Source organism: Pollutibacter soli (assembly GCA_029269725.1).
Classification (GTDB): Bacteria; Bacteroidota; Bacteroidia; order Chitinophagales; family Chitinophagaceae; genus Pollutibacter; species Pollutibacter soli.
The window spans coordinates 69,684-93,189 of sequence record JARJHS010000011.1; the positions used below are offsets into that span (position 1 = coordinate 69,684).

Sequence of the window (23,506 nt, forward strand, 5' to 3'; positions counted from 1 at the left end):
ATCCTCAATTTAAAAAAAGATGATGTTTAAAATGATGGTGGCAAGCAAAAGAATTATTGCGAGCGGACCGATGCGCAGATACCATTTGCCTTCGGCGTATTTCGGTTTGTCGGTCAGCGAATAGACCAGCCCACGGAGTTCGGCTTCGGGTTTGGGTTTGGTCATCAGGCTCACGATGATCGTGGTGAAAAAATTCACGATCCAGGAAACGCCGGCAACGATAAAGGCCTGTCCCATTCCGCTTTTGATTTCATATATATTCGCGATCCAGGCGCCCTTGCCTTCCGCGAGTGTGAGGCCGTGCGTGAGCGCTGCCGCCAGCGTACCAGCCACCAGTCCCCAGAAAGCACCGTGACCCGTGGTTCTTTTCCAGAACATGCCCAGTAAAAATGTGGCGAACAGAGGGCCGTTCACGAAACCAAAAACCAGCTGCAGGAAATCATTGATATTATTAAAGCCTTTCGCGATATAGGCCGTCGCAATCGAGATCAGAATTCCCGCCACCGTTACTATCTTGCCTACCCGAAGATAGTGTTCATCGCTTTGTTTTTTGACGAGATAAGGCTGATAGATATCATAAGTGAACACGGCATTAAAAGCCGTAACATTCCCTGCCATGCCACTCATAAACGAAGCCATCAGCGCGGTTATACCAACTCCGAGCAAACCACTCGGATAATAATGCGCGATCAGCGAAGGCAGGGTCATGGTATAATTCAGCTGTCCGTCGGCTTCTACCGGTATCGAATAGGCGCTGCCCTGTTTCATCAGTGCAATAGCAATGACACCCGGCAGCACCACGATCAGCGGCATCAGCATTTTTGGTATCGAAGCGACGATCGGCGTGAGCTGTGCATCGCGCATGTTGCGGGCAATCATCGCACGCTGCACGACCAGAAAATCCGTGCACCAATAACCGAAACTCATCACGAATCCCAATCCGAAAATCAGTGACATGAAATGCAGACCCATCGGGTTATCGTTTGCATTGCCCATGTACTTCCAGGCATGGGTCATCTCAGGCGAGAGCTGTGCTTTGATATTTGCCCATCCGCCGGCATCCTGCAAAGCCACAATCACCAGTGGTGATAAACCCATCACAATTAAAAAAAACTGCAGTACTTCGTTGTAGACCGCACTCGTCAATCCACCTAAAAACGTATATACCATCACGATACCCGCGGCCACCCAGATCGATATATCGAAATCCCAGTGCAGAATGATCTCGAGCATTTTCGCGAGTGCATATAAAGAAATGCCGGAAGAGAAAACCGTCATCACTGCAAAAGAGATAGCATTCAATCCTCTCGTCTTTTCATCGAAACGCAGCTTGAGGTATTCGGGTACCGATCTCGCCTTGCTGCCATAATAAAACGGCATCATGTAAACGCCGAGGAACAGCATCGCGAATATCGCACCGACCCAATAGAAGTGCACCGTCATGATCCCGTACTTCGCGCCGCTGGCGACCATGCCGATCACTTCCTGTGCACCCAGGTTGGCGGAAATAAAAGCAAGACTGGTGATCCAGAGCGGAATGCCTTTGGCACTGGAAAGAAAATCCGAACTGGACTTGATTTTCTTTTTGATGAGGATACCTACACCAATAACAAAAATGAAATAGAATACGATGATTAAGTAGTCGGCAGTAGTCAGGTTCATGTGGATCGTTGAGTTGAAATGGCGATTCACAATATAAGGGTTTTTATAAGAGGGGCAGAGGGCAGTGGGGAGTGGGCAGAAAGTTCAAACGACGAATTGATATAGCGTTTAATTTCAAATCATTTGAACAACAAACCGCAAAGAAACAGCCAGGAAGCCGCAGAGGAACAGCCGGGATAAGACCTAACAGGTTTTCGAAAACCTGTTAGGTCTGGAATCGTTTTTCTCTGTATTTTCTCTGTGGGCTGTTTGCTCGGCTGTTCCTCTGTGGTTTGACTTTAATAGGCCGAAGGACGAGTGGCAGAAGGCGAATTGAGAGAGCGTTTAAATTCAAACCATTGAACAACAAACCACAGAGGAAACAGCCGAGGTTCCACAGAGCAACAACCGAGGAAGCTCTTACCTAGAACCTAAAACTTACAACCTATCACTCTCTTTGCATTTCCTTTGCGGGCTGTTTTACTTTGCGCCCTTTGCGGTTTGAATTTATCTCTGATGGCACCATCATACTCTCACAACTACTCAACCTTTTGCCTTTTACCCCCGATAGCTATCGGGGCCCACTTCCCCTGCCCCTTGCCCCGATTTCCTTTTCTCCCAAAAAATGCAGAACTTCACAGACAGTCATCAACAAACCAAACGATTGTTATGTCCAACAAACAATTCACCGAGCAGGAAATCAATCCGTTGAACAGTCTCGACGAATGGGAAGAAGCCGTGGTGGAAAGATACCCGGAGCCGGATGTTACTGCAAAATCAAAGGAAGAATACCGCAACTACTCCGATCCGGCGCGTGATACCGTACGCGAGTTTTACCGGCTGAATCACACCTACCAGACCTATGATTTCGTACAGGAGAAAAAGGCCGATTACCTGCGTTTCAATAAAAAAGAAATGCCCGTATGGCAGGCTTTTGATTTCCTGAACCAGCTGGTGGATGATTCTGATCCCGATACCGATCTTGATCAGTTTCAGCACCTGCTGCAGACATCAGAAACGATCCGCCAGGATGGTCACCCCGACTGGATGGTACTGACCGGACTGATGCACGATATGGGAAAGGTGCTTTGTCTTTTCGGTGAACCGCAATGGGCCGTTGTCGGTGATACGTTCCCGGTAGGTTGCGGATATTCTGACAAAGTGGTGTATCCTGAATATTTTAAAGACAATCCTGATTATAATGATCCGCGTTTCAATACGCAGCTGGGTGTATACGAAAAAGGTTGCGGATTGAGGAATGTACATATGTCGTGGGGACATGATGAATATGTGTACCAGATGATGAAAGATCATCTTCCGGAAGAAGGATTGTATATGCTTCGTTTCCACTCTTTCTATGCATGGCATCGTGAAGGTGAGTTTGATTACCTGCTGGATGATCATGATCGTGAGATGCTGAAATGGGTGAAGTTGTTTAATCCTTATGATCTGTATTCAAAGACGCCTGTTCCTCCGGATTGGAAAGCGTTGAAACCGTATTATGAGGACCTGGTGGCGAAATATTTGCCGGATACGATTAAGTTTTGAGGCAGGAGTTGGGAGGCAGGAGGAACAGCCCTGTAGTTATCAAGTTTTGAGTTTACAATCTTTAATAGTTGACCCTCGTCTGATGATGAGGGTCTTTTTTTTACGTACGAATTACGAGTGCGAAGGACGAAGTAATTTATACAATCTATGTTCTCTATGTATCTATGTGGTTCAAAAAAAATGAATCACTAAGCGCTGATTGCATTTCATCTATGAAAATGGCCTTCGGGCCGAAAAATTTGAACCACATAGAAAACATAGAATAACATAGACACATAGAAGAAATATATTCTGCAGCTGATTTTCCTGATAAAAGATTCATTCTATAGACAGGCAAAAACCAAAACGCAAAGCCAACAGCCAAGTAAAACAGCCCGCAAAGGAAATGCAAAGAAAGTGATAGGTTATAAGTTTTAGGTGGTAAGTAAAAACTCCCTCGGCTGTTTCTCTGCGGCTCCTTGGCTGTTTCCTTTGCGGTTTGCTGTTCGGCTGGTTTGAATTTAAAGACACTTATAATTCGCCACTCGTTACTCGGCCTTCGGCCTTTTAAAGTCAAACCGCAAAGGAACAGCCGAGCATACAGCCCACAGAGGAAATACAAAGTAGTTATAGGTTATAAGTTTCATGTATTAAGTAAATTTTCCTCGGCTGTTCCTTGGCTGTAGTCCCCGGCTGTTTTCTCTGTGGTTTGCTGTTCTAATGATTTGAATTAGAAATCACCTACAATTCGTCCTTCGACACACAGCCTTTTTAAAGTCAAACCACAGAGGAACAGCCGAGCATACAGCCCACAGAGGAAATACAAGGTAGTTATAGGTTATGAGTTTTAGGTTGTAAGTATTATCTCCCTTGGCTGTTCCTCTGCGGCTACTTGGCTGTTCTCTCTGCGGTTTGTTGTTCAAGGTCTTTACATGGCATCGACTTATCATTTAATTATCTACTTAACCCCACCAGCACATCACAGTTCCTCCGATACTTTTTCTACATTTAGATTCTGATTAAAACTATTGAGGTAAATGGGTCGTTTCGTCGTTTGCTTGTTATTCATCATTGCTTCGTCTCTTTTCAATCCGTTAGCCGCGCAAACTGAAGGTGGTAATGGTTTCTGGCTCTGGACATTCCTCGGACGTCTTCACCCGATGATCGTACATTTCCCGATCGGATTACTGATCATCGCTTTTGTACTTGAACTGATCGCTTCCAAAAAGAAAACAACAAAATATCTCCCTTCAATAAAAATTCTTGTTGCAGCTGGTGCATTGTCATCACTGATATCTGTGGCATTCGGATTTATGCTCGCCAATTCCGGTGATTACAGCGGCGACCTGCTGACTTATCACCAATGGTCCGGCATCGCCACTACAATACTTGCGTTGCTTTCCTGGTTTGCCTACTCGAAATTTTCTGTGCCGATGCAGAAATTGCTGTCAGGCATAACCGTAATTGCGGTTATACTCGTTGGCCATTTTGGTGCGTCGATGACGCACGGTGAAAATTTTCTTACGGAAGCATTACCCGGTCAAACTCCGGAACAACCTGAAGGAAAATCAGCTTTCATTCTCACAAAAAATTCCGGTGACTTAAGTGAAGCAGATAAACTTGAGCTTAATCTGCAGGTGCGTACCATCATTGCCCACAATTGTACAAGTTGCCATGGTGAAGCAAAATCAAAAGGCGATCTGCGACTCAATTCAAAAGAAGCGGTTTTTACAGGTGGAGAGAATGGTAAAATCATTGTTCCCGGCGATCCCCAGAACAGTGAAATGCTTCGACGAATAAAACTCCCGCGAGGTCATAAGGAAGCGATGCCGGGAAAAGGAAAGGGCCTGACCAAAGAAGAAATAGAGATCATCGAATACTGGATAAAGAAAGGCGCACCATGGCCGGATGGCGATCTGAAAAGTATTTACCGGGTTGCAGAAATGGCTCCCCGCAATCCTGAAATGCCTGCTGCAGTTCAAGGACTTGAATCGCCGATTGATCTTTATGTCGATCAGTATTTCGGCAAACATAACATCAACTGGCACCGCAGGGTTGAAGATCATATTTTTATACGAAGAGTATATCTTGATATTATTGGATTGATTCCAACGCCTGATTCAGTAGAAGTGTTTATCAGGAATCCGAATCCCGGAAAAAGAGAAGTTCTTGTAAACAATTTACTCAACCGCAACAACGACTACGCTCAACATTGGCTGACTTTCTGGAATGATGCACTGCGTAATGATTATACCGGTCCCGGATATATTACTGGTGGTCGTTTCGATATTACGAAATGGTTATACAATTCGCTCCGCGATAACAAACCCTATAATGTTTTTGTGAAAGAGCTGATCAGTCCGGATAAAGAATCAAAAGGTTTTATCAAAGGCATTACCTGGAGAGGAACGATCAATTCCAGTCAGACCACCTCTATGCAGGCGGCACAGAATGTATCGCAGGTTTTTTTAGGGTTGAATTTAAAATGTGCATCATGCCACGACAGTTTCATCAGCGACTGGAAACTGGAAGACTCATACGCATTCGCCAATATTTTTTCTGACAGTGCACTCGAGATTAACCGTTGCGATAAACCGACAGGGAAAAAAGCAGGTACGCGAATTCTGTTTAAAGAACTCGGACAAATCGATACCAATGTGGTTACTGCCGAAAAGATGAAGCAGCTGGCTGAATATCTTACGCAGCCTAAAGATGGAAGATTGTACCGCACACTGGTGAACAGGATCTGGGCCCAACTGATGGGCAGAGGTATTGTGGAGCCGGTGGATGAAATGGATAAAGAACCCTGGAGCCAGGACCTGCTGGACTGGCTGGCTTCTGATTTTGTAGCGAACGGATATGATATTAAAAAGCTGATCTACAAAATTGTTACTTCAAAAACTTATCAGCTGCCATCGGTGGGTATGAAAGATTATGAATCGATTGTTTCCTCTGAATATGTTTTTACGGGCATGTTACGAAGAAGGCTAACCGCAGAGCAGTTTACGGATGCGGTGGGTAAATCATTAGAACCTTTGTATGGCGACAGTGTAATTGTATATAATCTACTTCCAAAAGATCTTAAAGGACAGTTGGCATTTCCACGTGCGGTACTGGTAAAAAATGATCCTTATCTGACTGCCTTGGGCCGACCGAACCGCGAAACAGTGTCGACGAGTCGCGTGTCGCAGGCGAGTTTGTTGCAGGCGCTTGAACTAACCAATGGTGACCGTTTCAATAATGCATTAAAGACTGCAGCGGTAAAATGGAAGGAGCGGTATCCAGATAAGAATGAAATGATTGTTGCAGTGTACAGGAATACACTCGGCAGAGGTCCTACAGAAAGCGAACAGGAGCTTGCTGGGAAATTACTAGGCGACTCACCTAATGAGGCAACTGTACAGGATTTTCTTTGGGCGATGACTTTGCATCCGGAGTTTCAATTGGTATTTTAGGATTTGTTTTGAACCACATAGTTCACATAAGGCAACAAAGGCACATAAGAGTAATTAAACTTCCTATGTGCCTATGTAAGCTATGTTGGCTATGTGGTTCAATTACAACTTGCAGCCTTTTTTTGAACCACATAGTTCACATAAGGCAACAAAGGCACATAAGAGTGATTAAATTCCCTATGTGCCTATGTCGTCTATGCTGGCTATGTGGTTCAATTACATCTCGCAGCCTTTTTTGAGCCACATAGTTCACATAAGGCAACAAAGACACATAAGAGTGATTAAATTCCCTTTGTGCCTATGTAAGCTATGTTGCCTATGTGGTTCAATTACATCTTGCAGCCTTTTTTGAACCACATAGATCACATAAGGCAACAAAGACACATAAGAGTGATTAAATTCCCTTTGTGCCTATGTAAGCTATGTTGGCTATGTGGTTCAATTACATCTCGCAGCCTTTTTTGAGCCACATAGATCACATAAGGCAACAAAGACACATAGAAACTTCTCCGTTGTTGGTGTCTAACTTAAACCGCGGGCTGTTCCTCCCCCTCTTTCGCGAAGCGAGAGAGGGGGAGGGGGTGAGTCAGTTCCATCCTCCCCCGAGCGCCTTATAAATATTTACCTTGGACTGCATCTGCTTCAACTTAATCTCGACCAGGTCGATCCTCGATTCCAGAGCTTCACGCTGTGTCAGCAACACTTCAACATAATCTGCTCGGGCAGAACGGAAGAGACTATTTGAAATATTAATCGACTGCGTGAGAATGTCTACCTCTTTTGATTTGGTTTCAAAACTTTTTGTGAAATTATCTATCCTGTTGAGCTGATTGATCACTTCAATATGTGCATTCAGGATCGTCTGTTCGTAGTTATAGATGGCCTGTATCTGTTTTGCATTTGCATTGAGATAATTGGCCTTGATCGCGTTCCTGTTGACCAGCGGAGCGATCATATCACCAGCCAGGTTGTACAGGATCGATTTTACATCAAGCAGGTACACCGGGTTGAAAGATTGAAGTCCCACGCCGGCGGTTAACCGAAACTGCGGGTAAAAATTTGCCTTCGCTACTTTGATATCCAGTCGTGCAGCTGCAAGCTCGAGTTCTGCCTGGCGGATGTCCGGACGGTTCACCAGCAGCTGGGATGGAATACCAGCATTCACCACACCAAATGCCATATTATTGAACGAAGCAGAATTTCTCTCTATCGGCTGCGGAAATCTGCCCGCAAGAAAATTGATCCTGTTTTCGGCTTCAACAATTTTCTGCAGGATTTCATACTGGAGATTCTGTGTATTGAGCAGCTGCGCCTCAAAACGGTTTACCGCAAGTTGTGTAACCTTCGCCGCTTCTTTTTCCAGCTTGATTACACTGAGCGCGTTACTCTGCAGATCCATATTCTGTCGCACGATACTCAACATATTGTCGAGCGCCATGAGTTCGTAATAGGAATTTGTAATCTCTGCTACCAGGTTCGTCTGCAGGAAATTTCTGCCTTCTGCCGAAGCTGCATATCTCAACACAGCGGCCTTCTTTGCATTTCTCAATTTCTTCCAGACGTCCAGTTCCCATGATGCATATACACCCACCATAAAATCAGGCAGCGGTTTTGGGAACTCTTTCCCTGGTTTGATTTCCAGGTTTTCTTCTACGGCACCATTGCGTGTGTACTCACCTGATTTATCAATACCGATTCCGGCACCCACATTTACAAAAGGAAGATATTCCCCTTGTCTTGCCCTGATCTCATTTTTACTGATGTTGATTTCCTGCAACACGATATTCAACTCCTGGTTATTTCTCAGCGCTGTATCAATCAACGCTGAGAGATAAGGATCAGTAAAATATTCTCTCCATTGAATTTTTGCAGAATTGGTACTGTCCTGGGCGCTGATATAGCCCGCAGGTGTGTTTTTATTTTCCGGTCTACTGGTAAGCTCTGGTGTTTTACATGCCCAGAACATACCCATCAGAAAAAACAGGACTAAGTGTTTAGGCGATATTTTCTTTACCATTTTTATTTCTGATTCGTGAGATTAACTTTCTTAATTTTTTTAGCAATGCCTGTTCGGAATGACTTTCAACAAAGTCCTCACTCAACGGATTCTCATCTTCGTCCCGGATCAGTTTTCTGCCTTCCGCTATCTTACCAAAAATGTAGTACAGACCAGGTATTACAATAACTCCGAAAATGGTTCCGAACAACATACCACCCAATGCGGACGAACCGATTGTTCTGTTACCTACTGCACCAGGACCTGTTGCAACCACCAATGGTATCAGACCCGCAACGAATGCGAATGACGTCATGAGGATCGGGCGGAAACGCACTTTGGCGCCCTCGATCGCGGCTTCGAGAACCGTCGCGCCCTGGTTGTGTTTCTGAATCGCAAACTCAACAATCAGGATCGCATTCTTACCAAGCAGACCCACGAGCATGATCAGACCCATCTGCGCATATACGTCATTTGCAAGACCCATAAACTTCAACAGGAGGAATGACCCGAACACACCCACCGGTAGCGAAAGCAATACCGCCAACGGAATGATGAAGCTTTCATATTGCGCAGCGAGTACGAGATAAACAAATACGAGCACAACAAGGAAAATGTACAACGCTTCATTTCCTCTTTGTGCTTCATCAAAGGAAAGTCCCTCCCACGCGATATCATATCCCTGCGGCAGATCTTTTGCAACTGCCCTGATCGCAGCAATGGCATCCGCACTGGTATATCCTTTCGCAGGCATACCTTTTATTGATGACGAAGTATACAAATTGAAACGTGTGATTTCATTCGGTCCCTGCGTTTTCTTCATCGACATGAATGAAGAATATGGAACCATTTCGCCATGATCATTCTTGATGAAAAGATTCAGGATATCGCTTGGCAGTTTTCTGAACTCAGGTGCGGCCTGGGTATATACTTTGAAGAAGGTATTGAACCGCACAAAACCCTGTTCATATGAACTACCAAATAAAATGTCCAGGTTCTCCATCGCTTTTCCGATGGATACACCTTTCTGCATCGCTAGTTTGTTATCTATTACAAGTTCATACTGAGGATAATTCGCCGCAAAAAATGTAAAGAGCCCTGTAAGCTCCTTGCGTTTCTGCAAAGCGGTCATGAACTCTTTATTGATCTTATCGAATTCCTGGTAATCGACGGTTGTATTCTTATCCAGCAAACGAAGAGAGAAACCATCAGAAGAACCATAACCCGGAACGGCAGGTGGTTCGAAGTACTCAATTACAGCTCCGATGTCTTTTGTTTTTTCCTCGAGTTCTTCAACAATCTCTTTTACGGAGTGATGACGATGCGACCAATCTTTAAGGTTGATCAGACAGGTGCCCGCATTTGAACCGCGTCCCTCAGTCAAAATCTCATAACCGGCGAGGGAAGAAACAGATTGAATACCGTCAACCTCTTCTGCAATTTTCTGCAGCTTTCTCGCTACATCATTCGTTCTTTCCAACGTTGCACCGGGAGGGGTCTGGATGATCGCGTAGATCATACCCTGGTCCTCATTCGGGATAAAACCTGCAGGCAATGTTTTATCAACAGCAACAATGCCGACGCAGAAAAGAATCAATGATCCGTAGGTAACGACCCTGCGACCTGCAATCGCTTTTAATAGGCGTGTGTACCTTCCCGTTACCTTATCGAACTTGTTATTGAACCAGTCGATAAACATATTGATCGGCGTCTTCCTTCTTTTTCTGCCATGCGGATTCTTCAGGATCATTGCGCACAATACAGGAGTAAGCGTAAGGGCCACCACACCAGAGAGTACAATCGACGTTGCCATCGTGATGGAGAAGTTGCGATAGAAAATACCCACCGGACCGGACATGAACGCCACCGGAATAAACACCGCCGTCATCACCAGTGTAATAGCTATGATCGCACCGCTGATCTCACCCAACACTTTTCTCACCGCCTGGTATGGATTCAGATGTTCATCATGCATTTTGGCATGCACCGCTTCTACCACCACTATCGCATTATCCACCACAATACCAATCGCCAGCACCAATGCAAACAAGGTCACCATGTTGATCGTGAGACCAAAAATCTGCATGAACAAAAATGCACCGATCAACGACACAGGAACTGCTAGAATAGGAATAAGCGTCGATCGCCAGTCTCCGAGAAATATAAATACCACCAATGCCACGAGTATAAATGCTTCAAGCAAAGTGTGAAGCACTTTATCAATCGATGCATCCACAAACTTTGATACGTCGTAGTTGATCTCGTAACTCATCCCTGGCGGAAAGTCTTTCTTCAACTCCTCCAGTTTCTCTTTCACCTGATCAATTACTTTACTTGCATTACTACCGAAGTTTTGTTTCAACACGATAGATGCAGCGGGAAATCCATCTTTATTGGAATAGATATCGAAAAACTCACTACCCAGTTCTACTTCCGCAACATCTTTCAGTTTCAGAATTTCACCGTCAGGATTTGCCTTGATGATGATGTCCTCATATTCTTCCGGAAGATTGAAACGACCTTTGTATATAAGTACATACTCCAGCGACTGAGCAGTTTTACCGGATGCCTGTCCAAGACGTCCCGGCCTTCCGATCACACTCTGCTCTTTCATCGCATCCATCACTTCCTCGGTGGAAATGTTATAAGCCCGCATTCTGTCGGGCTTGAGCCAGATGCGCATGGCATACTGGCGACTACCGAGGATCTGCGCGCGACCCATACCTTTTATCCTCTGCAATTCAGGCAACACATGCACGTTCGCATAGTTGTACAGGAATTTTTCATCTGCATCTTTATCCTTGCTGTACAGGTTCACATACATCAACATACTCGGCTGTATGGGCGTGATCACCACACCTTCTCTCTGTACCAGTGGCGGAAGGTTATTCATAACCTGGTCCACCCTGGTTTTTACGTTTACCACAGCTGCATTGGGATCTGTACTTGGATCAAAAACTATCTGAATGGTGGCTTCACCTGCGGAGGTAGCATCAGAAATAATATACTGCATGCCCTGTACACCATTGATCGCTCTTTCGAGAGGAATCAAGGTTGATTTTACAAGTACATCAGCACTGGAACCAGGGTACGCAATAAAAACCATAACCCTTGGCGGAGCAATTTCCGGGAACTGCGAAATCGGCCTGGTATAAATGGCCATCATCCCCAGGAAAATAATAGCAACCGATAACACGATCGCCAGAACGGGTCGTTGTATAAATTTGCTGAACATGATTGTTGATTATTTAATGCCGACTTTATTCAGCATGTAATTCATTTAATTCAGACATTACTTTGTTGGGATCTTCAAAATCATACTGGATTTTATCTTCGTTCTTCACCTTCCGTAAACCATCCAGTAAAATTTTGTCTTTTGCAGTAAGTCCTTCTGTCACGACGTAGAGGTGTGGCAATTCCTGGCCGACAGTTATCTGTCTTGTATGTACAACATTTTTGTCGTCAATGACAAAAACGAATTTTTTATCAAGAATTTCAAAGGTGGCTTTCTGCGGAATGATCAAAGCGTGCTTGAGTGAAATCGGGATCAGGATATTTCCTGTTTCACCATGCCTGAGTATACCTTTTGGATTCGGGAAGGTTGCCCTGAAAGCGATGTTTCCAGTTTCGTTATTGAAATCAGCTTCGATGGTTTCAATCACTCCAATATGATCAAACATTTGTTTGTTTGCCATCTGCAGATGCACTTTCTGCATACTGTCTTTTTTCGTTTTGGAAGCATAATCCAGGTATTCAGCTTCAGGTACGTTGAAGTACACCCACATTTTACTGTTATCTGAAAGTGTTGTGAGCAATTCTCCTTCATCGATCAAACTTCCAAGACGTTTCTGGAAGCGATCCATAATACCATCGAAGGGAGCACGTATTTCTGTAAAATCAAGATGTGCCTGTGCAAAGGAGAGTTCAGCTTTTGCTTTGTCGAGCTTTGCTTTTGCAAGTGCTAATTCATTCTGGGATACGATATTGCTGTCGGCCAGACTCTTGGTGTTTTTGTATTCGATCTCCACAAAATTCATTTCTGCTTTTGCTTTTTCCAGTTCTGCCTGGTAGAGCAAGGGCATGATCTGAAACATCGGTTGTCCTTTTCTCACAAAATGACCTTCATCCACATAAATTTTCTGCAGATAGCCGCGCTCCTGGCTTCTCATTTCAATATGATTCGCAGCGTGTATCTGACTTACATATTCTTTATAAATCAGCGTATCTTTTTCAACAGGGCTGGTAACCAGGAATTTGGCCTCCTCCTCCTTCTCGATTTTCTTAGCCTGACAAGCGGACAATAAGATGATGGTAACCAGGCTGGCGAGAATATATATCCTCTTCATTAAAATATCAATTTAGGTTGATGAATGTTGGAAATAATCATTCACTGATGAACCAATGAATGCATCAATAGTATTTGGTCAGCATGGTTTGCACCATAAATAAAAATGATCTTTGACCGGGAGACTAAGAAAGAAAACTCTTCCAGGAACGATGCAGAATAAAGAAAGGAACCGAACTGCGGTTCTGAATGGAAGAATTGATTTGTAAGAACTGGCTTTGTAAAAATGAATTGTCTGATGGTTCGCCAGTAAAATATTTTTCAATGAAATGATGCAGGTGTTTACCGATCTTCAATTTAGAAACTTCTTCTTCATTGAGCTCAGCTTCTTTTTCGCGCGAATCTTCTTCATATGGAAAATCCGCTGCTATCTGTGTGCCTGCGCCAGCGTGAGAGATCTGAATTTTTTCGCCTTTTGCTCTTGCCTGATTTCCTGAGTGGAAGGTATGGGCAAGGGCTGAGAACTGTTGTAATGAAAAAACAACAGTCAGAAAAGCAACAAAACAGAAGTTCAGGGTTTTTCTGTTACAGAACCTGCTTCTTCTTTTCAACTTAAAATTGGTATGCATTCCTGTTCAGCGAAACTAATGAGTTGCAAATGTAGAAAAAACACCTTCCGATCCGGCAAAATATAGTTAAATGACGCAAATTGTACGTCAAACAGGCAATTATAGCAATCGGGATTGAATCGTTGGTGATTGATCTGTATCACTTTTCCCCTGTAAACCAGGGTTCTGGTGATAGCGGGTGCTAATATACAGATTTATATTTAGTAAGTTGTAAGTAGGGAGTAGTAAGTAGGGAACAGCACGCTTGAAGAGGGTGCAGAATACGGAATACAGGAAGGAATGGAGAAACAGAAACAGAAACAGTGAGTAAAAACAGTAACAGGCGGTAGTCATTTCCAACCGTTGGGGCTTTTGTAGAGACATGGCATGCTTTGCCTCTGGGAGAAACACAGAATACAACATACAGGAAGAAAAAGCATCCGCTTCAAACAGAAAACCGGAAATAGAGTACTGTCTGCAATTCATCCTGATAACTGCACCTGTTCTGACAACCGATAACTCCTGTAAACTGGCTGTTTTACGCCTGCCTGCCGGCAAACGCAGGTTTAACTTTTTACGTTTAACTTTAAACCAATCAAACGCTGCCACAATCAACAGGTAAATTGCAGAGAATGAGTTCATTTCGTAACAGGAGGGATTTTTTAAAATCGTATGGTGCTGCAACGCTGGCCGCGATGGCAGCGGGTGCACCTGTTGCACATTTTCTTTCCGGATGTAAAAATGAACAACCGGAAAAGAAGATCGTCCTTCCTGAAAATTCTGCTGACACAGTAATTCTTCTATGGCTTGCGGGCGGAATGGCACATACAGAAACTTTTGATCCGAAAAAATATACACCGTTTGAAAAAGGACTAGAAGCGAATCGTGTACTGAGTACGTTCAAAGCCGTGCCGACAAAACTTGATGGAATAAGTTTTTCAGAAGGACTGGAATCGATTGGGAATGTGATGGATCGCGGAACATTGATACGTTCCTATGTCGCTGCGGATATGGGTTTCATATTGCACACGCGACATCAATTCAACTGGCACACCTGCTATGAGCCTCCGCAAACTGTTGCTGTACCACATATGGGTGCATGGATCGCGAAAGAACTCGGACCAAAGAATAAAGTCATTCCCGCATTTATTGATATTGGCCAACGGATGACCGTAGGCGAAGCTGAAGAACTGAAAGCTTTTCATTCTGCCGGATTTCTGGGTAGCGAGTACGGCCCTTTCCAGATCCCTGATCCGACACAGGGACTCGAAGCAGTACGTCCGCCTGTGGGTATGGATTCCACAAGATTTGAAAGACGCAATCAGTTGTACAATGAACTGATCAATAAAACGGTGATGGGAGAAGTGGGAAGTGATTACCAGAAAGAATCACTGAAGCGTTCGATGGAGCAGGCATATATGCTGTTGAATTCTCCCGAAGCAAAAGCATTTGATCTGAGTCTTGAACCAAAAGAATCTTATGATATCTATAATACCGGGCGGTTTGGATTGGATGTCTGCTTGCGAGGAGACTTACAGAACAGGGAGCAAGATTTATCAGCGTGACGACGGAGTATGAACCCTTCTTCGGATTTGATACTCACGAGAACGGGCACACGCGTATGATCGGAATGAAAAAAATGATTGATGGCCCGATATCACAACTCGTAAAGGATCTTGAAAAATCCGGTCATCTCGACAGGACATTAATAATTATAGCCAGTGAATTCAGCAGGGATATGATGGTAGAAGGTCGTCCTGATGCGAAAGTACAGGAGCAGGTAACACAGCCGGAAGTGATCCATGACATGAAGTTTTATGGTATGCATCGTCATTTTACTGATGGTGGATCCATGCTGATGTTTGGTGGCGGAATAAAGAAGGGATTTGTATATGGCAAAACTGCTGATGAGCGCCCATGCAAGACGATAGAAAATCCCATTAAGATCGACCAGGTTCACCAGACGATGTACCATACACTGGGCATAGATCCCGAAACAAATTACGAGATTGAAAAAAGACCTTTCTATACGACGCCTGATGGGAAGGGTAAAGTTGTGAATGAGCTGCTGATAAAGCCTGCAACGTTGAACGTATAACGTTTGAGGTTAAATGTAGAACGTTAGAGGTTGCGGTCATAAAAGTCCTGCGTTGTCTGTTAATTATTTTAGTGCTGAACAGCATAACACGGAGATACAGCCGAGTGTTTCACAGAGGAACAGCCGATACGCGTTTTTTGTAGAGACCCATGCATGGCGCCTCTACAAAAAAACTTCTGTATTTTCTCTGTGAGTTGTTTCTTCGGCTGTATCTCTGTGATATGACTTTCATACGAGCGCCATAGTCTAATACTAATGATGCTTACTCACGCTTTAACTTAAAACTTACAACCTATCACTCCTTTGTATTTCCTTTGCGGGCTGTTATCCTGGCTGTTTCCATTGCGGTTTGAATTTCCTGCGAACACCGCGTTACAAAATCACCTAAACACAATCATACACTTACTTATCACCTATAACAAATAACCTAACACCTGCAAGAACGTACGTTCTACGTTCAACTTTATACGTTAAAACTTTCCGCGTTCATATTGCTTCGGCCACGCAATATTCTCCTTCAGCTCATGCGCCGCACGCAATGGGAAATACGGATCTCTCAAAAACTCACGCGCCATCATAATGAGATCAGCATCGCCGTTCACAAGAATGGATTCTGCCTGTGCAGCATTTGTGATGAGTCCTACTGTAGACACCATGATGCCCGCTTCTCTTTTCACTTTTGATGCAAATGGTAACTGATACGCAGGTCCTGCCACAATTTTCTGATGCTCCACCAAACCTCCCGATGACACATCCAATACATCAGCACCATGATCTCTCAACACACGCGCCAGAGCCACAGCATCCTCAGGGTTCCATCCACCTTCTGCCCAGTCATAACCAGGTATCCTGACAAACAATGGAATATCATGCGGTAAAACTCTTTTCACCTCCTCAAACACCTGCAATAACAAACGGGACCTGTTTTCAAAACTACCGCCGTAAGCATCCTTCCTATGATTCGTTAACGGAGAAAGAAACTGGTGCAACAGGTATCCGTGTGAAGCGTGAATCTCGATAACTTCAAATCCGGCTTTGATCGCTCTTTCAGCTGCGGCCCTGAAATCACCAATCACCTTCTGTATGCCTGCATCATCAAGTGCTAACGGTTTCGGATAGTTGTCAGCATAAGCGGTTGCCGCTGGAGCCACCGGCTGCCATCCACCATCAGCAACACTCACAGCACCGCGACCAAGCCATGGCACATTCGTACTCGCTTTTCTCCCCGCATGCGCGAGCTGGATTCCTGCCACTGCCCCTTGTTGTTTCATGAAAGCAGTGATCTGTGATAATTTCCCGATATGCTCATCTTTCCAGATGCCCATATCTTCAGGCGAAATACGTGCCTCAGGCGAAACGCCTGTTGCTTCAATGATGATCAAACCAGCACCACCCACTGCCCTGCTGCCGAGATGTACAAAATGCCAGTCGTTAGCGAAACCATCTATTGATGAATACTGGCACATCGGCGACACCACGATACGGTTTTTTAGTGTGATGCCTTTTATAGTTAATGGACTGAATAGTTTTGACATAACCTGTTAAATTCAAAATTTTCAACTTAAAAAAATCATTAAACGATGCAATTTCTGTATTTGAATTTAATAATTCGCTACTCTGCAATTTCATTCGTCGCTACGACTTCCCGTTTCTCCAGTAATGGAACAATTTTCCCGATGACGATTTCTTTAAAATGCGGTGAATCCCGATGTTCATTCACGGCAGTCTGGTCAGCATAACCTTCAGATAACACAATTGTATTCCTGTCAGCAATGCTCTGATGAATTTTATAAAAAAGATTTCCTTTTTCGTTACGGCTTGCTTCTGCGACTTCTTTGAGCAGGGACAATACATTTTCCGTCTGACCATCTTTCACCTGCCATGTGGCAAAAACATAAACAGCATTGGTATTCATATTTCAAATTTAAAAAGTTTACATCGACGTTCAACGTTCTACGCCTGTCTGCCGTCAAAGGCAGGTTTTACGTTCTAGGTATTACGTTCTACGTTCAACGTTTAACGACTCAGCAAAGCAACCATCTTCTCCCCTACTCCTTTCGCTGATGCAGGATTCTGACCTGTTACCAATCGTCCATCTGTAATGCTATTGGCAGACCAGGGTTCAGCAGCGTGGAAAATCGCCCCCTGTTTTGTTAAGGCTGTTTGCAGATCGAATGGCACATCTGGCCTTGCATAATTGTCCTCTTCTTTTGTTGTAAATGAAGCAATGTTTTTTCTGCTGACAAGAAATGTGCCATCACTGAGTTTCACATTCAGCAAAGCAACAGGACCATGACACACAGCGCCAACGACTCCATTTCTTTCATACGTTTCTGCGATCACTTTTTTCAGCAATGCATTCTCCGGCATATCCACCATTGGTGCAAGTCCGCCTGGTACAAAAATGGCATCATATGCTTTCACATCTACATTTTCCAGCTTTACCGCTTTCTGCATGGTTGCCCAACCCTTACCGGTTAAAAATTCAAGATTGTCAGGATCTCCGGCAAGGTTCAATGCATCAAGATAAGGTGTGTCACCGGAAAGGCTTGCAAAATCCACCTGGTAGTCAGCCTTTACAAATTCTGCATAAGGATGCGCCACTTCGGGCAAAAATGTTCCGGTTCTTCTGTTATTAGGACCGATCGAATTTGCGTTTGAAACGATGATGAGGATTTTCTTTTTCATGACTGCAATTTTTTGTTCTGATGAATTTTTGTTGATAAGTCAAAATTATTCTGCATTGCAGCCGATGAGGAAGGAGATGGATCACTTTTAAAAGGTGATTTGGATCACATTAGGTTGGACGTTCTACGTTCAACGTTCAACGTTCTACGTTCAACGTACGGGATCGATTATTTGTTAGCGTATAAACGACTCAGTGTTTCGCGGCTCACGCCGAGATATTCAGCTATGAGTTTTTTGGGGATTCGTTGCAATAAATCAGGAGAGAGTTTTGAAAATTGCTCATATCGTTGCTGAGGTGTACTTGACAGCAGCATCGCAATTCTTTGCTGAAGCGCAACATAGCCGTTGGTAAGTTTCACACGGAAAAAATGTTCCATCTTATGCAGATCCGCAGAAAGTTTTTCGCGTCCGTGGAGAGTGAGGCACAGAACCTCTCCCTCTTCAATACATTCTACGAACATTGTTGCGGGTACCTGTTTGAAATAAGCAATATAGTCCGTCATCCACCAGTTCTCCCGGGCAAATTGAAGAATATGTTCTTTCCCGTCCATGTCAACATAAAATACTTTGAATATCCCTTTCACTACCAGGTACTCAAATTTCACATCATCACCTTCATGAACGAGGTACTGATTTTTGCGGACTTTTTTTACCGTGAAAAAAGTTTTCAACTGCCTGAATTCATCTTCCGTCAATGTTACTATCTCTTCAATATGTTTTCGCAGATTCTCCATTGGGTTGAAAATAAGAAAATTGAATGAAGTCGGGGAATTCTGCACAGTTGATTATCCATATCCATCCGTGATCTCACATAAAATTCCCGTTTCTTCATTGCCGACCTTCCCGGATTTCTCGGCTAATTCAGGATTGTATCATCAGCTACTTAGACAAAACTCACATCGAAAGCAGGGAACTGGAAGTCCGGGAACGGATATGATAGCGGGGAAATAACGGAAACGGGTAATTGCTAACAGCTTTACTATAAACTAATGCAGAAGATGATCAGATCGATTTCAGAATCAATCCAACAATTGCAGCCAAAAGAATAATGACCGGCTCCTTTAGTTTCTTGTACCTGATGAGCAGCAGTATGGTGATCACAGCAATGATTAATGCAGGAATATCAGTAATTGCGCGCAACGAAATGACAGCTACTGCACCCGCAAGCATTCCTATCACAGAAGCCGTAATGCCATCAACAAAATTTTTGATAACAGGTCTGCGTCCATATTTTTTGAAATAAGGTGCAGGGATAACGGTAAATAAATAACAGGGAAGAAAAGTAGCCAGCGCTGCTACAGTCGCGCCGGGAAATCCTGCCACGAGATAGCCAATAAAACTGACGGTAATCACTACAGGTCCGGGCGTGATCATCGCCACTGCTACTGCATCAAGAAATTCCGCTTCGCTCAGCCAATGCATTTCATTTACAACTTCGCTGTGGAGAAAGGGAATAATTGCCAAACCGCTGCCAAACACAAATGCACCTGCTTTTCCAAAGAACAATGCAATCTTTTCTAAATCTTTCGGATCGAATTGCCAGAATCCTGTATTCAAAATAAAAAGCCCGTTACGTACAACTCCAACTTTTTCTTTACTGCTTTTGTAAAGCGCATATGCGATACCACACACCACACAGATCAGGATATTCTCTTTTTGCGTGTACACAGTGATTGTCGCCGACAAGATGAAAAATATCCATAGCATCCAGCTTTTCTGAATAGCTGCGGGATTTATTTTTCCGATTGACTTTTCAATCAGCCTGTAACAGCTCATAATAATTATCCCCACGACAGCGGATCCAACTCCATAGAAAATTGCCTGCATCCATGATAGCCCGCCATACATTTTGTATGCAATTCCTATGATCACCACCATCACAAAAGATGGCAGGACAAATGCCAATCCGCAAAGTGTTGCTCCTAATATCCGGTAATGAATAAAGCCGATATAAATACTGAGCTGAGCCGCCAGCGGACCAGGCGCAAGTTGTGCCAACGCAAGCCCGTCGCGGTAGTCTTCTTCAGAGATCCATTTGTTTTTTTCTACCAGGTCGCGGTGCATATAGTTCACCAGTGCAACCGGCCCGCCAAATCCGGAATAACCCAGTCTGAAAAAATAGTTGATAATCTGTGAAAGTGTGTATGTTGGAGCTTCCTGCATAACAAGTATTGTAACCCTGTCTTTAATTCGAAAAGATCAGTTACAAACATTCAATAAACAGTACATCAGGAATAGAACAGAATATACGATTTGTAAGAATTTTACTTTCTTTTATCTTTTATCTCTCTGGCTGGAGCCAGGGACAATTAAGTCACCTGACGTACCCAATAGATGATGTCAATTCCCTTACAGACACATGCTCCTAAACCGACAAACCCATCATCCATTGTTTTTTAAACTGTGATGGATTTTTGCCAGTCACCTGTTTAAACACGCGTGTGAAATGACTCTGGTCCGAAAAGCCGGTCAGGTACGCAATTTCAGTAAGAGAATATTTATCCTTTTGAATAAGCTCCTTCGCTTTATCAATTCTTAATTTCCGGATGTACTCACCAAAAGAAAGATCATCAAAATACCTGGAAAATTCACGGGAGAGATAGGATGGATTTAATTCCAGTTCTTTTGAAATTCCGGTAAGCGAAAGATTCGTATCGATCTGATCCTGGATGATAGCTTTCAGCTCCCCTACCCATTCGGGTGTCTTCTTTCCTTTTTGTTTTTTACTGATATAAGTTTTATATACATCAAGGAAGATAGAATCGACCGGGTTTTGTGTATGTTTTTCTTTAATCAGATATTTTGCCCAGCTGTAAAGTCCGTCATATACAATCATCCCCTGTTTCAATAATTCATAGTCATCTTTAATGTTATATGCAAGCCCTGCTGAAATGGCCCATAAACCTGATGACTGACTTGCCAGGTTGTGTTTGTCAGTATCAGCACCCCTCACAATGGGTGCAAGAATTTTCAACGCAGGATCTGCTATTTTGTGTTTTGAAATGATAAAATCAAAAGTGCATTTGTCGTTGTAGTGCGTGTATTCAACACCCGGCACATCAAAAGGTATCGCCTTTAATTTTATTGATTGTGTGATTACCTCGCCAGGTGCGCAAAAAATAAATTCGGCGGTATCATCAACAAATCTTTTGATCAGCCAGGGACAGGCGATGCGGTCAATTTTAGGTTTTTCCCGCGTGATCCATTTCATGATAGTGATTAGGTTTTAAAGCTAAATGTATACGTTAAATCGGTATCATATAGCCACAAATATTTCCGTCGGATTCGCCTTTTTGGCAAATTTCTTTTTCCCGCAGATCGGCGCAGATGGAATACACGCAGATCATCGCAGATCTTTCAGCAAATCTCTCAATCAGCGAAAATCTGCGTGCCTTGTAATCTGCGGAAATCTGCGGGAAAAAAATGACGCCACGGCAAGTGAAAACAGGCAATGGAAAACAGCACTGATTCATCCTACAAGGATATGGCTGAAATGAGTAAGTGCAGTCAATCGGGCCGCTGTTTATTTATCGTGAACCAGAAACAGGTGAGTACAAATTTTCCCGCAGATCGGCGCTGATGGAATACACGCAGATGTCGCAGATCTTTCAGCAAATTTCCTCTTCAGCGGAAATCTGCGTGCCTTTTCATCTGCGAAATCTGCGGGAAAAAAATGACGCCACCGCAAGTATCAGCTAACGAGACGAGGGCAAACGAAAGAATACGCGATAAACATACAGAAGTCCGATACCCATTACTTTTTCACTATTCTGAGGTCTTTAAAATAACCAGTCGTCCCGATATCCACCCATAAACCTATCGATCCATGCTGAGTTGATCCTTTCATTTTACTTACAATCATCGTCGAATACTTTGCATCATTGATAAAAAGTTCTGCTTTTTCACCCTTTACTTCCAGCCTGAAAACAATCCACTCATCGATATTAACAGGCGCAGAAGTTTCATACATACCTGGTTCGGTTTTGCGCAATGTGTCGAACTTGAAACGGGGATATGAATAATACTGCACGGTTCGATTCCTGGCCAACTGATTCGCCGATCTGCCGACCCTGGGTCGCAGGTAAATGGATTCAAATGCAGTATCATTTTCAGCAATACGAAATGCAATTCCTATAAAACCCTGCGCAAACTGAAAGGGCGACGGATCCTGTATCCGGCTAAGCATTTTGACTTCGATAGTACCATTTTCAAAATCGAGATCCTTCAGCTTTACATAGGTTGGTTCATCAACTGTAGATTCCAGTCGATTTACATCAAAAGGAATTGCGTTCAGATCTCTTTCTAGTTTAAGGACTTGTTTTCCATCAAGCTTTGAAACAGATGCAATCACATTTTTCGCCTCAAAGCTTTTGCCTTCAAATTGGATTATTTGCGCCTGTGTACAATTTGCTGCCACAGAAACAAAGCAAATCAGGAATGCAGACTTTATAATTCTCATGATAGTATTTTTCTTTGGATGACTTGTTCGTGTTTTATCCGGCGAATGAGTGCAGTTTTTCCTTTGCTTCTGACAGCGTAACCGTTTTTCCGAGTGCGCCGTATTCATGCAGATCGCCAAATACTTCAATCCTGATAGATTCGTCAATACCACCAATACGCAATGGTTCGAATCCTGAGTCACGAATGAGCTGATTGATATCCCCGTTAATGCTTTCATCGTCAGAAGCATAAAATAAAACTGATGGCTCCTGTTGAAAAGCTTTTTTCTTCAGCGACTCAACCCCAAGCGTACCGAAAGCCTTAACGAGTTTAGCACCGAGAGGCAGTTTCGTAGAATTGATTTTTCCCGCTGATTCATCACTACCGATAATTTTTTTAAAGCCGCTATTGTTATCCGGAGCAATCGGATTTGAAGGATCGATGATTATTTTTCCTTCCAGTTCAGCTTCATATTTTTTCATCAGTTCATCTATCACATTAAACCAAACGGCGAAAACAATGATATCTGCTGCTTCAATTGCAGTTGATATGTCTGCTGATTTTGCAAGTGAACCGAGCGTTTTCGCAAACGATTCTGCTTTCTCCAATTTCCTATCTGCCATAATGACCTGACGATTCCCTTTAACAAGATTTCCTGCTATGGTAGTTCCGATATTTCCCAGCCCGATGATGGCTACGTTTAATTTCTTTGTCATGTTACCTGATTTAATTGTTTTAAATAGTTGCCATGACAAAATTCAATCACGG

17 protein-coding genes are annotated in these 23,506 nt (G+C 43.5%); 4 read left to right on the plus strand and 13 right to left on the minus strand.

Translation table 11 applies throughout. The features are described from left to right. Positions 1 to 9 precede the first annotated feature (9 nt). Positions 10 to 1,662, minus strand: coding sequence for a sodium:solute symporter family protein (locus P2W82_RS21590; protein ID WP_336518026.1), 1,653 nt, complete (start codon positions 1,660 to 1,662; stop codon positions 10 to 12). Positions 1,663 to 2,310: 648 nt separating this feature from the next. On the opposite strand from P2W82_RS21590, the gene P2W82_RS21595 reads away from it, so the two are divergent. Next, the gene (locus tag P2W82_RS21595; RefSeq protein ID WP_336518027.1) at positions 2,311 to 3,189 is read left to right on the plus strand and encodes an inositol oxygenase family protein; all 879 of its coding nucleotides are present in this window, start codon (positions 2,311 to 2,313) and stop codon (positions 3,187 to 3,189) included. A 1,016-nt stretch (positions 3,190 to 4,205) separates the two neighbouring features. Next, positions 4,206 to 6,623 (plus strand): DUF1549 domain-containing protein, encoded by a 2,418-nt coding sequence (locus tag P2W82_RS21600; RefSeq protein WP_336518028.1) that lies wholly within the window; start codon positions 4,206 to 4,208, stop codon positions 6,621 to 6,623. Positions 6,624 to 7,209: 586 nt separating this feature from the next. Here P2W82_RS21600 and P2W82_RS21605 read toward each other — a convergent pair. From P2W82_RS21605 to P2W82_RS21620, 4 genes are all read right to left on the minus strand, one after another. After that, the gene (locus tag P2W82_RS21605) at positions 7,210 to 8,640 is read right to left on the minus strand and encodes a TolC family protein (RefSeq protein ID WP_336518029.1); all 1,431 of its coding nucleotides are present in this window, start codon (positions 8,638 to 8,640) and stop codon (positions 7,210 to 7,212) included. Further along, positions 8,618 to 11,854 carry an efflux RND transporter permease subunit gene (locus tag P2W82_RS21610; RefSeq protein WP_336518030.1) on the minus strand — a complete coding sequence of 1,079 codons (3,237 nt, stop codon included), beginning with the start codon at positions 11,852 to 11,854 and terminating at the stop codon, positions 8,618 to 8,620. The genes P2W82_RS21605 and P2W82_RS21610 overlap by 23 nt, the downstream gene beginning before the upstream one ends. A 25-nt stretch (positions 11,855 to 11,879) precedes the next feature. Then, positions 11,880 to 12,965, minus strand: coding sequence for an efflux RND transporter periplasmic adaptor subunit (locus P2W82_RS21615; RefSeq protein ID WP_336518031.1), 1,086 nt, complete (start codon positions 12,963 to 12,965; stop codon positions 11,880 to 11,882). Positions 12,966 to 13,089: 124 nt separating this feature from the next. Beyond that, positions 13,090 to 13,533, minus strand: a complete 444-nt coding sequence (locus tag P2W82_RS21620; RefSeq protein ID WP_336518032.1) for a hypothetical protein — start codon at positions 13,531 to 13,533, stop codon at positions 13,090 to 13,092. A 611-nt stretch (positions 13,534 to 14,144) separates the two neighbouring features. Here P2W82_RS21620 and P2W82_RS21625 point away from each other — a divergent pair. Further along, positions 14,145 to 15,077, plus strand: a complete 933-nt coding sequence (locus tag P2W82_RS21625; protein WP_336518033.1) for a DUF1501 domain-containing protein — start codon at positions 14,145 to 14,147, stop codon at positions 15,075 to 15,077. After that, a complete protein-coding gene (locus P2W82_RS21630) occupies positions 15,074 to 15,610 on the plus strand; it encodes a DUF1501 domain-containing protein (protein ID WP_336518034.1) in 537 nt (178 codons plus the stop codon). The genes P2W82_RS21625 and P2W82_RS21630 overlap by 4 nt, the downstream gene beginning before the upstream one ends. A 470-nt stretch (positions 15,611 to 16,080) precedes the next feature. Here the strand turns inward: P2W82_RS21630 and P2W82_RS21635 are convergent, their stop codons facing one another. From P2W82_RS21635 to P2W82_RS21670, 8 genes are all read right to left on the minus strand, one after another. Then, a complete protein-coding gene (locus tag P2W82_RS21635) occupies positions 16,081 to 17,145 on the minus strand; it encodes an NADH:flavin oxidoreductase/NADH oxidase (protein ID WP_336518035.1) in 1,065 nt (354 codons plus the stop codon). A gap of 77 nt (positions 17,146 to 17,222) precedes the next feature. Further along, positions 17,223 to 17,525, minus strand: a complete 303-nt coding sequence (locus tag P2W82_RS21640) for a putative quinol monooxygenase (RefSeq protein WP_336518036.1) — start codon at positions 17,523 to 17,525, stop codon at positions 17,223 to 17,225. Positions 17,526 to 17,626: 101 nt separating this feature from the next. Next, positions 17,627 to 18,298 carry a type 1 glutamine amidotransferase domain-containing protein gene (locus P2W82_RS21645; protein ID WP_336518037.1) on the minus strand — a complete coding sequence of 224 codons (672 nt, stop codon included), beginning with the start codon at positions 18,296 to 18,298 and terminating at the stop codon, positions 17,627 to 17,629. Between the two features lie 167 nt (positions 18,299 to 18,465). Beyond that, the gene (locus tag P2W82_RS21650; RefSeq protein WP_336518038.1) at positions 18,466 to 19,032 is read right to left on the minus strand and encodes a Crp/Fnr family transcriptional regulator; all 567 of its coding nucleotides are present in this window, start codon (positions 19,030 to 19,032) and stop codon (positions 18,466 to 18,468) included. A gap of 268 nt (positions 19,033 to 19,300) precedes the next feature. Then, complete coding sequence (locus P2W82_RS21655) at positions 19,301 to 20,461, minus strand: chromate transporter (RefSeq protein WP_336518039.1); 1,161 nt, start codon at positions 20,459 to 20,461, stop codon at positions 19,301 to 19,303. Positions 20,462 to 20,663: 202 nt separating this feature from the next. Then, the gene (locus P2W82_RS21660; protein ID WP_336518040.1) at positions 20,664 to 21,509 is read right to left on the minus strand and encodes a chromate resistance protein ChrB domain-containing protein; all 846 of its coding nucleotides are present in this window, start codon (positions 21,507 to 21,509) and stop codon (positions 20,664 to 20,666) included. 543 nt (positions 21,510 to 22,052) lie between these two features. Beyond that, complete coding sequence (locus P2W82_RS21665; RefSeq protein ID WP_336518041.1) at positions 22,053 to 22,757, minus strand: hypothetical protein; 705 nt, start codon at positions 22,755 to 22,757, stop codon at positions 22,053 to 22,055. Positions 22,758 to 22,791: 34 nt separating this feature from the next. Further along, positions 22,792 to 23,454 carry an NADPH-dependent F420 reductase gene (locus P2W82_RS21670; RefSeq protein ID WP_336518042.1) on the minus strand — a complete coding sequence of 221 codons (663 nt, stop codon included), beginning with the start codon at positions 23,452 to 23,454 and terminating at the stop codon, positions 22,792 to 22,794. Between the last annotated feature and the right edge of the window lie 52 nt (positions 23,455 to 23,506).

What these genes read in the sequence shown, in the direction of transcription:
- P2W82_RS21605 (WP_336518029.1), bottom strand. Translation starts at nt 8,640, where the DNA reads ATGGTAAAGAAAATATCGCCTAAACACTTAGTCCTGTTTTTTCTGATG.
- P2W82_RS21660 (WP_336518040.1), bottom strand. Translation starts at nt 21,509, where the DNA reads ATGAAATGGATCACGCGGGAAAAACCTAAAATTGACCGCATCGCCTGT.
- P2W82_RS21600 (WP_336518028.1), top strand. Translation starts at nt 4,206, where the DNA reads ATGGGTCGTTTCGTCGTTTGCTTGTTATTCATCATTGCTTCGTCTCTT.
- P2W82_RS21615 (WP_336518031.1), bottom strand. Translation starts at nt 12,965, where the DNA reads ATGAAGAGGATATATATTCTCGCCAGCCTGGTTACCATCATCTTATTG.
- P2W82_RS21620 (WP_336518032.1), bottom strand. Translation starts at nt 13,533, where the DNA reads ATGCATACCAATTTTAAGTTGAAAAGAAGAAGCAGGTTCTGTAACAGA.
- P2W82_RS21665 (WP_336518041.1), bottom strand. Translation starts at nt 22,757, where the DNA reads ATGAGAATTATAAAGTCTGCATTCCTGATTTGCTTTGTTTCTGTGGCA.
- P2W82_RS21650 (WP_336518038.1), bottom strand. Translation starts at nt 19,032, where the DNA reads ATGGAGAATCTGCGAAAACATATTGAAGAGATAGTAACATTGACGGAA.
- P2W82_RS21640 (WP_336518036.1), bottom strand. Translation starts at nt 17,525, where the DNA reads ATGAATACCAATGCTGTTTATGTTTTTGCCACATGGCAGGTGAAAGAT.
- P2W82_RS21595 (WP_336518027.1), top strand. Translation starts at nt 2,311, where the DNA reads ATGTCCAACAAACAATTCACCGAGCAGGAAATCAATCCGTTGAACAGT.
- P2W82_RS21655 (WP_336518039.1), bottom strand. Translation starts at nt 20,461, where the DNA reads ATGCAGGAAGCTCCAACATACACACTTTCACAGATTATCAACTATTTT.
- P2W82_RS21670 (WP_336518042.1), bottom strand. Translation starts at nt 23,454, where the DNA reads ATGACAAAGAAATTAAACGTAGCCATCATCGGGCTGGGAAATATCGGA.
- P2W82_RS21625 (WP_336518033.1), top strand. Translation starts at nt 14,145, where the DNA reads ATGAGTTCATTTCGTAACAGGAGGGATTTTTTAAAATCGTATGGTGCT.
- P2W82_RS21635 (WP_336518035.1), bottom strand. Translation starts at nt 17,145, where the DNA reads ATGTCAAAACTATTCAGTCCATTAACTATAAAAGGCATCACACTAAAA.
- P2W82_RS21645 (WP_336518037.1), bottom strand. Translation starts at nt 18,298, where the DNA reads ATGAAAAAGAAAATCCTCATCATCGTTTCAAACGCAAATTCGATCGGT.
- P2W82_RS21610 (WP_336518030.1), bottom strand. Translation starts at nt 11,854, where the DNA reads ATGTTCAGCAAATTTATACAACGACCCGTTCTGGCGATCGTGTTATCG.
- P2W82_RS21590 (WP_336518026.1), bottom strand. Translation starts at nt 1,662, where the DNA reads ATGAACCTGACTACTGCCGACTACTTAATCATCGTATTCTATTTCATT.